This window comes from Verrucomicrobiia bacterium (assembly GCA_026414565.1).
In the GTDB taxonomy this organism is placed as follows: domain Bacteria; phylum Verrucomicrobiota; class Verrucomicrobiia; order Limisphaerales; family Fontisphaeraceae; genus Fontisphaera.
In genome coordinates, this window is sequence record JAOAIT010000023.1 from 1 (window position 1) to 13,012 (window position 13,012).

Annotated in this window: 13 protein-coding genes and 1 tRNA gene; 5 read left to right on the top strand and 9 right to left on the bottom strand. The window is 59.3% G+C overall.

Going from position 1 to position 13,012, the window contains the following annotated elements; genetic code table 11:
• Positions 1 to 26: 26 nt before the first annotated feature.
• The 8 genes from N3J91_05890 to N3J91_05925 form a co-directional block, all read right to left on the bottom strand.
• Positions 27 to 851 carry a hypothetical protein gene (locus tag N3J91_05890; GenBank protein ID MCX8155965.1) on the bottom strand — a complete coding sequence of 275 codons (825 nt, stop codon included), beginning with the start codon at positions 849 to 851 and terminating at the stop codon, positions 27 to 29.
• Between the two features lie 20 nt (positions 852 to 871).
• Positions 872 to 1,441: a hypothetical protein gene (locus N3J91_05895; protein MCX8155966.1), complete on the bottom strand. Its 570-nt coding sequence runs from the start codon at positions 1,439 to 1,441 to the stop codon at positions 872 to 874.
• Positions 1,442 to 1,496: 55 nt separating this feature from the next.
• Positions 1,497 to 1,823 carry a hypothetical protein gene (locus N3J91_05900; GenBank protein MCX8155967.1) on the bottom strand — a complete coding sequence of 109 codons (327 nt, stop codon included), beginning with the start codon at positions 1,821 to 1,823 and terminating at the stop codon, positions 1,497 to 1,499.
• 333 nt (positions 1,824 to 2,156) lie between these two features.
• Positions 2,157 to 3,776, bottom strand: coding sequence for an AAA family ATPase (locus tag N3J91_05905; protein ID MCX8155968.1), 1,620 nt, complete (start codon positions 3,774 to 3,776; stop codon positions 2,157 to 2,159).
• Between the two features lie 389 nt (positions 3,777 to 4,165).
• Complete coding sequence (locus tag N3J91_05910; protein MCX8155969.1) at positions 4,166 to 4,969, bottom strand: hypothetical protein; 804 nt, start codon at positions 4,967 to 4,969, stop codon at positions 4,166 to 4,168.
• Complete coding sequence (locus N3J91_05915) at positions 4,966 to 6,264, bottom strand: hypothetical protein (GenBank protein ID MCX8155970.1); 1,299 nt, start codon at positions 6,262 to 6,264, stop codon at positions 4,966 to 4,968. The genes N3J91_05910 and N3J91_05915 overlap by 4 nt, the downstream gene beginning before the upstream one ends.
• Before the next feature lie 87 nt (positions 6,265 to 6,351).
• Positions 6,352 to 6,426: transfer RNA gene (locus N3J91_05920), tRNA-Val, on the bottom strand.
• 218 nt (positions 6,427 to 6,644) lie between these two features.
• Complete coding sequence (locus tag N3J91_05925) at positions 6,645 to 8,279, bottom strand: hypothetical protein (protein ID MCX8155971.1); 1,635 nt, start codon at positions 8,277 to 8,279, stop codon at positions 6,645 to 6,647.
• Between the two features lie 198 nt (positions 8,280 to 8,477).
• Between N3J91_05925 and N3J91_05930 the strand changes: the two genes are divergently transcribed.
• The 5 genes from N3J91_05930 (at position 8,478) to N3J91_05950 (ending at position 12,640) form a co-directional block, all read left to right on the top strand.
• Positions 8,478 to 9,098 carry a corrinoid protein gene (locus tag N3J91_05930; protein MCX8155972.1) on the top strand — a complete coding sequence of 207 codons (621 nt, stop codon included), beginning with the start codon at positions 8,478 to 8,480 and terminating at the stop codon, positions 9,096 to 9,098.
• 27 nt (positions 9,099 to 9,125) lie between these two features.
• A complete protein-coding gene (locus N3J91_05935; protein MCX8155973.1) occupies positions 9,126 to 10,007 on the top strand; it encodes a homocysteine S-methyltransferase family protein in 882 nt (293 codons plus the stop codon).
• Positions 10,008 to 10,050: 43 nt separating this feature from the next.
• Positions 10,051 to 10,683 carry a response regulator transcription factor gene (locus tag N3J91_05940; protein ID MCX8155974.1) on the top strand — a complete coding sequence of 211 codons (633 nt, stop codon included), beginning with the start codon at positions 10,051 to 10,053 and terminating at the stop codon, positions 10,681 to 10,683.
• Positions 10,680 to 11,408 (top strand): YdjY domain-containing protein, encoded by a 729-nt coding sequence (locus N3J91_05945; GenBank protein ID MCX8155975.1) that lies wholly within the window; start codon positions 10,680 to 10,682, stop codon positions 11,406 to 11,408. Before N3J91_05940 ends, N3J91_05945 begins: the two co-directional genes overlap by 4 nt.
• A 71-nt stretch (positions 11,409 to 11,479) precedes the next feature.
• Positions 11,480 to 12,640 (top strand): cycloartenol synthase, encoded by a 1,161-nt coding sequence (locus N3J91_05950; GenBank protein MCX8155976.1) that lies wholly within the window; start codon positions 11,480 to 11,482, stop codon positions 12,638 to 12,640.
• Positions 12,641 to 12,668: 28 nt separating this feature from the next.
• Here N3J91_05950 and N3J91_05955 read toward each other — a convergent pair whose 3' ends face one another.
• On the bottom strand, positions 12,669 to 12,929 hold the full coding sequence (locus N3J91_05955; GenBank protein MCX8155977.1) for a TM2 domain-containing protein: 261 nt from the start codon (positions 12,927 to 12,929) through the stop codon (positions 12,669 to 12,671).
• Between the last annotated feature and the right edge of the window lie 83 nt (positions 12,930 to 13,012).

The window sequence follows — 13,012 nt, forward strand, 5'->3', positions numbered from 1 at the left end:
CTCCTGGCCCACGCCCAGACCGGGGGCTAGGCCGTCAAAATCAGGGCGGCCCGCGCCGTGCTTGCCGGTTTGACCGCCAGCAAAACGTCATACGACAAAAATATCGCCCGGTTGTTGGCCGCCGCCCAAACCACCGATAGAATTTCCAGCCCCAGCCCTTCCACAGGCACCCGCCGCACCATCATCCGCTCGCTGATCCCGACCGACGGCAGGGGCAGGCCCACGCACACCACCAGGGCCGCCGGATCTATCACCGCCCCCAGCACCCCCGACGGCAGCCCGGCCATCTCGTGCACCGCCACAAAGCCCGGCAGGGTCCACCGGTTGCCCAGCGGCTTCAATTCCCCGGCCAGCGCCGAATACGCCGCCGTGGCCAGCAGCAGACACCGCCGCCCCGTCGGCACCGCCTGCCGACAGGCCGCCACCGCCTGCGGCCCGAAATTCTCCGCCGTGCCTGTCCAGGCCGTGTTGCTGAAGTTGGTCGGCTTCAATTCCGCCGCCACCCGGCCCATAATCCCGGCCTCCAGGGCGCGCAAGGTGCTGGCCGCCAGCCAGCCCAGCGCCGCGCCGTCCTGGATGTCATTGTTCGACAAGTGCGCCCCCGCCGATAAATGCACCGGCTGCATCCCCACCGCGTCAATCACCGCGTCGGCCCCCGCCTCGAAATTGACCGGGTTCTCCCGCACCGCGGCCACCGCCGCCACCACCGGCACCGACACCTCCCGGCTGCACCCCGGCCTTTCCAACAGCGGGATTAACGTGGCAAAGTCGCGCAACGGGGCCAGCAGACCGGGCGCCTGGGCCACGGCCACCTGGGCCACTTGTTCCACAGGTAACAAGGTATTCGCCATAAGGTTTCCTTGGGTTGGGGTTAAATGGTCAGGTAGTAGCGCAAAAAATGCCTGGGCGAGTAGGCCACCCCGGGCCGACATTTCTGCTGGTAGCGCACCGACTCCAGCATCTTTTGCAATAGCACCACCCGCACGGGGCTCGCCTCCAGCGGGTTGGCCTGCTGCTCTTTCTCCAGCAGCTTGGCCAGGTGTGCCTCCACCCGCTCCACCACCGCCAGCATCAAATCCCATACGCTGCGCGTCACCTCGGCCTGCATCTCATAAATCGCGCTCTGTTGCACCCGGTGCTGCTCAGACAAGGTCTCCGCGTCATACACAAACGGCGGCGGCGTGCCGTCCAAAATGCTTTGCTTCAACTGCCGCACCAGTTCATCCCGCGCTTTGCTGCTGCTGAACGGCACTTCCTTCTTGGCTTGCAGCGCGTCATACTGCGCCTGCGCCGCCCGCAGCTTCTTCAATTCGCCGTTGCTCACCAGCTCGGCCCCCTTCAGAAACTCGTCATACAGCCGCTTCCACCCCAGCCGGTTCACCTCGTACATCGCCGCGGCCACCGCCTCGGCATCTTTCCGGTCTTGTTCAGAATAGTTCATACGTCCTTCCACCAAGAGGGTCATTGTCAACCCCCCCGCCACGCAACCGGCACAGTTACAAGGTCTTGCGCTGGATTTTTGTCAACAGGACACTTACCCGCTGGCGGCTCAAACCCAAAGACCGCGCCAGGGCCGCCGCGCTCTTGTAGGGCAACACCCCCAGCATGTAGCACAGCAGCAACACCCGCTGCCCCACCCGCCGGGGGTTCTTCTCCGCCCCGTCCACCAGATATTGCAACAACCGGATCACCACTTCCTGCCGCGCCCGCGCCTCCTCCGCCTCCGCCGCCTCCGCCGCGTCCTGCGGATACTCAAAGGCCACCACCGGCACCAGGTGGCCCTGGTCATCGTACAGGCAACCGTCAGGGGGATTAGGTGTCATTTTAACGTTTATTAAAATGTCATAAGGAATCTCTTAAGCGGTTCTAATGGTACGGGTACCGCTGCGGGGCGGTCTTTGGACAAATTTGGCCCAACCGCTGCAATGGCGTTTAATCGCTCTAAAATGGCGTTGTAGCGCACTTTGGGGGTTGTCCGCTGCCTCAGCGGGCGACAGGAATAATCGTTTATAGGGCATTTTAACATTAGCGACGGGGGCTGGATTCCGGCCCACGGAAATTTTTCCGCTTCCGTTTTCCGCAGCCCTATAAGGGCGCGGAAACGGAAAAATTTCCACGGAATTTCCATGGAATTCCATGGAAAGCGCGTGGAAAGATTACACGATGGGGGAAAAGGTATTGGTTCTGGTGTCATGAGCAATGGTTGTACCCGTGGCCTTATTTATTAGGTCGTATGCTTTTGATTTCCCGATGCCTTTCTCAGTCATCAATTTTCTTACTAGCGCTGCCTTCGGCATGCTAGGTTCACACAACTGGCGTACTACCTCCACGGAAAAACCCTGTTGGTATTTTACCGGTTTCGTAATTCTCTCACGCCAACCCCCCAAGTCCGCGTTGGGGTCAACCGTGTAAATCATGGTTTCGGGGTCAAGCCGTGCAACAAACGTTGGAAATTCCCGCCCGTCTGAGCATTTGCCGCAGCTTACCACGACCGCATCGTTCGTATTCTCTTCATACGCCACTATGTTGATTTGCCCCCGTGTCCAACCCAGCAACACTTTTGAGTTACGCGCAAAACTTCCCCGCTCATATCCGGTTGCCTTGATGGCGGCGGCTCGCCCTGTCAAGCTATGGTGAATTAACACTATGGCCCGCGCCGGGTTGCCGCTCCGGATTGTACTGCGCAGCCATTGCAGGGTATTAAACATGTCTTGGTCACTGTTGGGATCACCAAGAATGAAGTAGTTTAGCGGATCAATAATCACGAGATCAGCTAGGGCCCGGTCGCAATATCTCGCTAAACTAACCAGGGATTCAGTCTTTCCAGGCTGCATGTCCTGAACGATTTGCTGGGGCAAAAAACGGACGTTGGCGTCAACCTTCTGCCAGTCCTCCGGTTCCACCCACCGACGCAATGCTGTTAAATCACGATGCAACCGATGGTGTCCATTCTCGGCTTGAACGACCAGAATACGCAACGGGCCGTTGTGGGTTTGAATGTTTAGAAAAGGCCGCCCCGTTGCCAAACATACAGCTAATTGCAAGGCCAACCGACTTTTACCGACGCCCGCCGGGCCAGCAATGACCATTTGCCCGCCACGGGTTAGTAAAAAATCACCCAGCAAACAAACTTGGGGGTCTGGCAGCGTGGAAATGATGGTTTCAGGAGACAACAGATCGCCTGTCTCAGCCAAGGTCATTTCTAAACGGCCCAATTTATCCTTAGTCAGGGCAATTAATTCCTTGGAATTAGCCCCCGGCTGAGACAGCCCCTGTATTACTTCCGACGAACATTTGAGCAGTTGCCGTTTCAGGTACGCCTCGCGCAGCCGTCCCAGGTAATAGTCCAGGTTGACATCCGACCAGCCCTTGTCGGACAGATAACCGGCGTACTGCACCAAATGGGATTTGTTGGCTTTCGACAGCGCCTCGGTTAGCACCTCGATGTCCGGCGTGATGCCCTGCTGGTGCAGATCGCGGGCCACCAGGAAGATTTCCTGATTGCGCAAATCAAAGAAGCAATCGGGGGACACCGCAAAAATCTTGTTCGTCACGTCGGCCTTGTCGCAATGCACCAGTAAAATGCCCAGGACGGTTTGCTCAGCCTCCGGGTCTTGGGGGGGCAACGTCTCTGTCTGGGCCGCGCCATTACGGCCGCCGTGCTGGCCATTTTTCCCTTGCACCGGCCCCGCCGTTGGGCTAAGTTGCCGGTGGTTAATAGTATGGCCGCCTTGCTGACCCCCGGCAGGCGGCCTCGCGCTTTCCAGGGGGGTCATACGATGGGCTCCTTCCGCACGCCATACTGCCGGGACAACAGCCACTGCATGATAGTTTTCCGGTGAAAAATAACTCGTCGCCTGGACAACTTGACATAGGGGATTTCACCGCGAGCTACCAAGTCGGCCACGGTGCGCTTGGAACAGCGCAACAGCCCCGGCAGTTCATTGTAAGTCAAAAACTCGTTATCCGCACCTTCTGCGGCCTTGGTACTGTAAGCAACGCTATTTTGCATACAGCCGCCGTAGAGATGCGAATTTGATGCCAAGTTTGGTGTGACAAAAAGGCCGGGTTTCTGTCACACCTTAATCATCCTGATATGCCAATGACGACTTTCTTAGTGGATATTTATGCTGTAGATGACCGTCCGATAAAGGGGCTGATAAAATTAGGGGCTAAGATGAGCCTTTCCGAACATTTGCTTAAACTCTTTGATTTGCTCTTTACTGGGTAGCAATTTTAGTCTTGCGGCAGTCTTTCGTAGGGCTTCCGGGGTAATGGGGCGACCAAGTGCGGCCTGTGCCTTCTGGGCCATGCTCGTCCATGTTGGGAAGCGACCGTTTATGGCTGGTGTTGCGTAATCCTCAATAAGCCAGGCTTCAATGCTGTTGGACAAGCGAAATTGTAGGATTGCCTTGGCCAATTCAAGACAAGCTAATCGCTCGTTTTCATCAATAGGCACCCTTACAAACTGGTCTGTTTCTGGACTATTTTCAGGCGGTTTCTTGGCCAAATCAACCGCCACGCTAAAGATGTAATTTTGGCGGTCTGGGCTGATTAAAAGGGCGTATTTGCGCCACACCTTTTGCACGGCTTTACTATAAAACCCGTACAAAGCCTTCCAGCCGCCAGAGCAATCAAAAGGAAGTCTCCCATCCATGCGAAAGTAAGGCATGGCGTTAGTGTCGCCCTTTGGGCCTGGCAGAGTCGGACGCCTATTTCTCGAACACATCCGGCAATGAGTCGCATTACGGCTTATGATGGCGTTGCATTGCTGGCAGAAGTTAGAACGGCGGCGGCGCTTGAAAAATTCTTTGACCTCACTAAGCTCGGCGGCCCGGGCATCGTCACCCTCCCTTCTGGCCTGCACTATTTGCTCCTTGATGTGTTGCAGCGCCTTTATAGCTCCTTGCTTCCCCGACACATTAAAACCAATGCCAGCAATGGCTACAGCTTTTTTTAGGTTCATCATAAGCCACCTACCTTTCCGGGCAGCAGCACCACATTTTCCGCCGCGTCGGGTTTGATATTGAACCAGCAAACGGCGGCCTCGCGGGTGACCAGTTCCCGGTAATGTTGAAAAATGATTTGTGGGCTGTTGCCCGCCTCCAGGGCCACCTTGGCCGTGTCGCCCAACAGCGCCAGGCGATAGGAAATAAAGCTGTGCCGAAAACCATTACGCTTGCGTGACACTTTGGCCGCGGCATGGACTTCCCGCATGGTTTTGTGCAACAAATTCTCTGAATTCGGCCAGACGGGGCCCGCAAGGTGGGCGCAGGGGGCCAGCCATGCCGCCAGCGCTGGGCAAATCGGCACCAGACGCCGCTGGCGCGTCTTGGCTATGCGAGCGCCGATTTCCACATAACCGGGCCGACCAAAGACATCCTCCCAGCGCAAGCGCCGCAATTCCGCGTCGCGCAGACCGGCCAGGCCCAGCAAAGCCAGCACCGGCCGCAGTATTTGCGGGGCGGCGGCCAGCAGGGTCTGGTATTCCTGCGGGGTGTAAATCTCGATGTCCTCCACGCCTGCACGCTCCATTTGCAAGATGGGGCTTTCCAATAAGCGCGTTTGCCGCGGCAGATAGTCCTTGCTGATGCACCACCGCAGAAACTTCCCCAGATCGGCGCGATAGTGATTGCGAGACTTGGGCGAATAGCTCGCCAGCCGGGAAAAAAACGCATCCAGGTTGGCCTGGCTTAAATCGGTGGTCTGGTGGCCGGGCAAGGTCTCGGCCAGCAACCGCAGGTGCTTCTGCACGTGCCGGAAATAATCGGGGGACAGTTGCGGGCGATCACCGGGCCGGGCTGGAAGGGTGCGCGACTCAATAAGGCGCAAGTATTCCTCCACTGCCTTATCCAAGCCCACAGGGTGCACGCTGGCAGTGGCTTCCCGGTATTTGTCCACCACTTCCACCAGGGCCAAACTGCCCAAGCGGCGGGCGGCATCTGTGAAAAGCCGCACGGCGGCGGTCAAAGACAACGGCTTGCCGGTTTGTCGGCAGTAGTCCCCCAGCAATTCCAGGGCAGCGCGGGCATCCTCGGTTTCCTTGGGGGAAAGGGCCGGAGCGCGTCCGTGGCGTGCCAGTTGCTCGCAAACCTCCCGGGCGCGATCAAGCGCCTCGCCATAGGTGCTAAAGGACTCCATGATGCGCTCGCCGCCCCGGTAATAAGCAATCCGGTAGCGCTGTTTGGCAGGGGTGCGCCCGTAAATGACCACTTTTTGCGTATTGCTGCCGCGTCCTTTGGTTATGGTTTGCGGAAACTTCACTTTGGCCTCACCCGCCCGGGAACCGCCTTTTATCTGTGTCCAACTTGTGTCCGCTGAAGCGGTTTTGGTGTTTTTCTCAGGAAAACATGGTGCGCGCTGGAGGACTTGAACCTCCGACCTCTTCCGTGTGAAGGAAGCGCTCTTCCACTAAGCTAAGCGCGCGTCGGCTGGGCCGGGGATATGTTGGTGGGCTGCCCCGGCAACCGTGGTCAAATTAGTTTTTCGCGTGAGGGCTGGCAAGCCTTTTTGTGCAGCAAAATGCCATTGCGGGGGCAATAGGTCGAGGAGGGTTGCCTTTCACGCGGGCGGGGGGCTTCCGGCCGGCGGGGGGGTCACGCGCCAGCCCGAGAGACACTGCCCTGCAGGCGGCTTGCGGATCGCTATTTAAGGCGCCGCTCCATAGCGGCAATTTTGTTGGAGACCCACCGGTTTTTGTCGGTGACGGCCTGATACATTTTGAGGGCCTCTTTGTAGCGGGAGTTCTGTTCAAATTCCTGGGCGAGGACGAGGCGGGCCTGGTTGGCTTCTTTGTCGTTGCGGGCCTGGTCCAAATTTTCCCGCAGAAGAGGGATGATGCGTTCGGGTTCGTTGGCGTTGCGGTAGGCGGTGATGCACCCCTGAACCAGCGCATCCGGCGTGAAGGGCGGCTTGCGATTGGGTTCATTAGCCAGGTGCCGGTAGGGGAGAACGTAGGCTTCGCCGATGCGGGCCGCGAGCCAGTAATTTTCCACGAGGTTGGGGGTGCTGCAGAGGGTGCCAGCCTGCACGGCCATTTGCAGGCCGAGGCATTGTTGGTTGGTGTCCGAACGGCGGAGCAGGTCTTCCACCACGCTGAGCATTTCCCCCATAACGACGTACATTTCACGGTAGGTTTTGGCCACGTTGAGCCGCTGGCGGAATTGGGCGCTCAAGTCGTTCTGCTGGGCAGCCAGCAGGTTTTTCTGGGCATTCAGATCCTTGCGCAACGCGGCGCGGTCGGCGAGCTGTTGCTGGTTCTTTTTGTCCAGTTCAGCCAGGGTGTTTTGGCGGTCGGCGATAGCCTTGCGGAGGGTCTCGGCATCGGGAGGCAGGTTCAGGGGGGCCAGGCGGCCGGCCAGGTCTTGTTCGGCGGTGGTAAGGTCCAGTCTCAGGCGTTGGACGTTGGTTTCGAGCAGGCCCACGGAGTTGATGCGTTGTTGCAACCAGCGCAAAGTGCGGTAGGCGCCGGCCACAGGGGCGGTCTGTTTGTCATAGTCGGCCTGCTTTTGGGCCAACTGCTCCTGCAGGGGTTTGATTTCGGCGTTGAGGGCCTCCAGGCTGGTTTGGAGTTCCTGAATGCGGTTGGTGGCGGCAGTGAGTTCCTCCGGGGTCAGAACGATCTCGTTCGTGCCCTGGATGCGCCGGCCGTCCTTGATTTGCTGCTGCAACTGGGCCAGCTCGCGCCGCAGGGGGGCCTGGGCGCGGGTTTTATCGTCCACTTGTTTTTCCAGGGCGGTGATTTCATCGCGCAGGGATTGCAGCGGTTTCACCACGGGGTCCACCACGGCGGCCAGGGCGGCCAGCTCGGTTTGCATGGCCTGCAGGTTGGTCAACGTGGCCGGAGGCAGGTTGGTGAGGGCCGGAGGCACCCGCTGGAGCGCAGCTTCGAGGTCGTTCAGGCGGTTGGTCAGAATATTTTTGCGGCGGGTAATTTCTGCCAGGGCGGTCAAAGCGCGGTTGAGCTGCTGGATCTCATTGCGCAGGCGGGTGGCGTTGGTTTCGTAATTGGCGAGTTTGCTGTCCATCTCGGCAAGGCGGGCTTCGAGCTTGGCCACTTCCTGGGCCAGATTCAAATTGAACTTGGTCTCAAACTTGGACTGGCCGGTTTGTTGTTTGAGGTAGCGCTGAATCTGGTAACGGGCATACCAGGGGCGCGGGGGGCCGTTGAGGACGTCATGAATCCACCATGCCGCTCCGCCTCCCATCAATAAAAGCACGCCCAAAATAATCCATGCCTTAATCGAAGTGCCGCGCTGCTTCGGTCGTGGTTGCGCCATACTTCAAAATCAGTTTGTCCTGCTCTAACCTTGCTATTTCATCAATCTGCCGGCACCCCACAATCGCCGGCCCGCTATGTTGCGGAAGGTTTTGCCACGGGGTTAGACGCCCAACGGCGCCAAAAGATTCATGCAAAAGGCCGACCGCCTGCCAAAAGAAGGATGGACAAGCGGGAAGCGTTTGGATTAGATAAGTTCATGCAAGAATTCCAGCCATTGTTTGAGGCCATTGTCAGTGGCAACGCCAAAGAGGCCAAAGCGCTGACGGAAAAATTAATTGCCGCCAATGTCAACCAGGAGGCGCTGGTCAAGGAATGCATCATCCCGGCGATGAGCGAGGTGGGCCGGCGTTTTGAGTGCAATGAGTACTTTGTGCCCGAGCTGTTGCTGGCCAATCGCGCCATGAAAGAATGCATGAAACTGCTCTCCAGCAGCGGTCCCAAGCTGGGCCGGGTCGTGATTGGCACCGTGAAAGGCGACCTGCACGACATCGGCAAGAACTTGGTGGCGGCGATGTTGGAGGGCGGCGGTTTTGAGGTGGTGGATCTGGGCGTCAATGTCGCCCCGGAAAAGTTCATTGAGGCCGTCAAGGCCAAGAATGCGCAAATCGTGGCCATGTCGGCCCTGCTGACCACCACCATGACCGCCATGCAGGCCACCATTGACGCCTTCAAACAGGCCGGGCTGCGGGACAAGGTGAAGTTTCTGGTGGGCGGAGCGCCCATTACGCAGAAGTACGCCGAGGAAATCGGCGCCGATGGTTACAGCGACAACGCCGTGGGCGCAGTGGCGCTGGCTAAACAGGTGATTGGCTGTTAAACCTGCCCGCGGAGCTCACTGCCTGGCATGCATCCCACTCTGGCCAGCCTCCTGACGCAGGGCTTCGTTTTGACTGACGGCGCGTGGGGCACGCAGTTGCAGGCGCGCGGGCTGGCGGTGGGCGATTTTCCGGATGCCTGGAATCTCACCCATCCCGAGGCGGTGCGGGAAGTGGCCGAAGCGTATGTAGCCGCCGGCAGCCAGGTCATCCTCACCAACACTTTTGGGGCCAACCGTCTGCGTTTGGCGGAAAACGGCCTGGCAGATCAAATGGAAGCCATCAATCGCAAAGGGGTTGAGCTTTCCCGACAGGCCGCCGGCTCCCGGTCCAGGGTGTTTGCGTCCATCGGCCCCACCGGCAAACTCCTCATGAACGGGGACGTAACGGAGGAGGAACTGGCCGCGGCATTCGCCGGGCAGGCCCAAGCCCTGGCCGCGGCGGGAGCAGATGGACTGGTGGTGGAAACGATGGCGGATTTGACTGAAGCCACCCTGGCAGTGCAAGCCGCCAAGGCCACCGGCCTGCCGGTGGTGGCGTGCATGGTGTTTGATTCCGGCAAAAACAAAGATCGCACCCTGATGGGCGTGACGCCCGAGCAAGCCGCCCAGACCCTGGCGGAAGCCGGCGCCGATGTGGTGGGCGCCAATTGCGGCCAGGGCATTGCAGGTTTCGTAACCATTTGCCAACGGATGCGCGCAGCAACCGACCGCCCGTTGTGGATGAAAGCCAATGCCGGCCTGCCCCAGATGGAAGGGGGACGCACCGTCTATCACACCACTCCGGAGGAATTTGCCGCCGTGGCGCCGGAATTGGTGAAAGCCGGCGCCTCCTTCATCGGCGGTTGCTGCGGCACCAGTCCGGCCTTCATCCAGGCGTTGCGCCAAGCCTTGGCGATCGCCTCCGCCTGAGTTGAGCCTGGGGCCGCTCCATGATAAATTGCCTCCAAAACGCATGCGCCGGGTATTGATCGTTGATGACCACGTGCTGACCCGCATGGGGATGGTGCATTTTGTGCGGCATTATTTTGGCCCCGTGGAAATTGACGAAGCCGACCACGCCCAGGCGGCGCTGAACCTGGCCCACGGGCGGGAATACCACCTCATCATTCTGGATATTGATCTGCCGGATCGCAGCGGCCTGGACATTCTGCCGGATTTGCGCCGCGCCTGCCCCAAAACCCCCGTGTTGTTTGTCACGGGCCTGGTGCAGGAGGAAATCGCCCTGCACGGCCTCAAAGGCGGCGCATGCGGTTTCGTGGAAAAGGGCAGCTCGCCGGAAGAATTGAAACAGGCGTTGCAGGCCGCCTTTCACGGCCAACGCTACATCAGCGGCGGCATGCGCGAAAAACTGGCCTTTCACGCCATCACGCCGGAGGAAACCTCCCCTCTGGACAAACTCAGCGAGCGCGAATTCCAGGTGCTGCGCCAGTTGGGCCAGGGGCACACGCTCACAGAAATCAGCCGCAATCTTTCGCTGAGTGTGAAGACCATCAGCACGTACCGCCAGCGCCTGCTGGAAAAATTAAACCTGCGCACCACCGCGGATCTGGTGCGCTACGCCGTGCAAAAACAACTGGTCAAATGAAAAACCGTCTCCTGCCGGCCGGTCTGTGGGGAGTCGTTGCACTCTGGGCCTGTGCGGTCCAGGCCCAGACCGGCCCCAAGCCGCTGGCCAACCCTGTGCCGGTGGACCCCTCCGTGACCAACGTGGTTTTTCAGAGGCTTGATGACCACCGGTTTCAGTTGGGGCAGGTCATTTTGCATAAAACCAACCGCACCGTCACTTTTCCCGCAGTGGTCAACATGACGCAGGGGCTGGTGGAATATTTCTGCGTGGGCGTGCAGGGCAAGGTGCATGAAAGCCTGCTGCGCACGGAAGTGGAACCTTACCATGTGCATGTAGCCATGCTGCTGCTTGGCGCCAAAGGCGCACCGCCGCAGGCGCTCCACGAGGATTACCGCAAACCGGTGCCCGGCGACCCGGTCACCCTGACCGTCACCTGGGAGGAAAAGGGAGAAAAACAGGAGCGCCGCGCCGAAGAACTGGTCTGGGATGTGGCCAACCAGCGGGCGATGTCGCGCGGCCCGTGGACCTACAGCGGCTCGCGCGTCTTTGATGGCCTTTTTCTGGCGCAGCGGGACCGCTCCTTCGTGGCCATCATCGGGGACATTGACGCGCTAATCAACAACCCGCGCCCACGCCGCGAGCGCGATGACAACTGGCTGGTCAACACCAACACCTGCCCGCCCCTGGGCACACCGGTGAGTGTCACTCTAAAATTGGAAGCCGCCGATAACAGCAACAAATAATCCCGGCCGTGCGGCAGTGCCGGCGCCCGCAAATTTGCACCCTGGCCGGGGTGTATGTTAGGCTTTATCAAATGAAGTCCAAGAAACTCTCGCGTATGTTGGGGAGCCTGGGCTGTGCGCTCGGGCTGCTGCTCTGCCCGGCGGTGCCTCTGGGCGCCGCTGACGAGTCCTTCAAACAGGAAGTGCAGATGGCCATAGACCGCGGCCTGGCTTGGCTGCGAGCCGAACAACAGACCAACGGACATTGGGGCACGCCGGAGCTGCCGGCGCTCACCGCCATGAGCCTGTTGTGCTTCAAAGGGGATCCGGCCGGCAAATATGCTGCGCCCGAGCCGGAGTTTCTGCAGCGCGGCTACCGCTTTCTGGTGGCCCAAGCCAAGGCGGACGGCGGCATTTACCATACCAACTATGCCACTTACAACACCGCCTTGGGCATGCTGGCGCTGCTGGCTGCCAACCGGCCGGAATATGAGCCGGTCATCCTCAAGGCCCGCCGCTTTCTGACTGGCCAACAAAATGATTTAGGGGAGCCGGGCAAAATAGACACTCCCTTTGATGGGGGCATCGGTTACGGCAGCCGCTACCAGCACAGCGACATGGGCAACACGTTATATGCTCTGGAAGCCCTCTATTACAGCCGCCATCTGGTGCGCGATAACGCGGGAAAAGAGCCGGACTTAAATTACGCAGCCGCCATTGCGTTTCTCCAAAACTGCCAAAACCTGCCCACCGTCAACCGTCAACCCTGGGTCTCCGAGGACCCGCGGGACCTGGGCGGCTTTGTCTATTACCCCGGGCACAGCATGGCCGGCGGGGTGACCAACTCTCAGACAGGCAAGGTTTCACTGCGCTCGTATGGCAGCATCAGTTACGCCGGCATGCTCAGCTACCTTTACGCGCAACTCAAAAAAGAGGATCCGCGCGTGAAGGCGGTCTTTCAATGGTTGCAGGAAAATTATACCCTGGAGGAAAACCCCGGCATGGGGCCCGAGGGCCTGTACTTCTATTACCACACCATGGCCAAGGCCCTCACCGTGGCTGAAGTGGACGCCCTCACCTTGAAAGATGGTCGCATCGTCCCGTGGGCCAGAACGCTGGCCATGCGCCTGCTCAACTTGCAACAGCGCAACGGCTCGTGGGTCAATGAAAGCAACCGTTGGATGGAGCGGGACCCCATCCTGGTCACGGCCTACGCCCTCATGACTCTGGAAATGATCCACCGCCGGCTCTAAGCCGGCCGCCCGGGCAAAGGGGGAGTATTTAGTCCTTCACCAGAGCCTGGCCCTGGGCGTCCTTCAATTTGCCGGTGGCAATCATGACAATGTCATAAATGTACCAGATAAAAAAGCCACCACAGGTGACCAGTTTCAGAATGCCCAGGCCCGTATAGCCCAGATAGAAGCGGTCCACTCCCAGCCCACCCAGAAAGATGGACAGCAACAGGGCCACCAGCCATTTTTTCCCGCCAGTCGGTGCGCTTGCGGATGCCGATTGAGGTTGGGTTGTCTCGCCGTTGCTCATAGAACTTCTCCGGGCTTTGGTAGTTAAGGGACGTTTTTGAGCTGCACGCCCGGCCCCCCGGCCAGGCTGCGTGGAATTTCCCC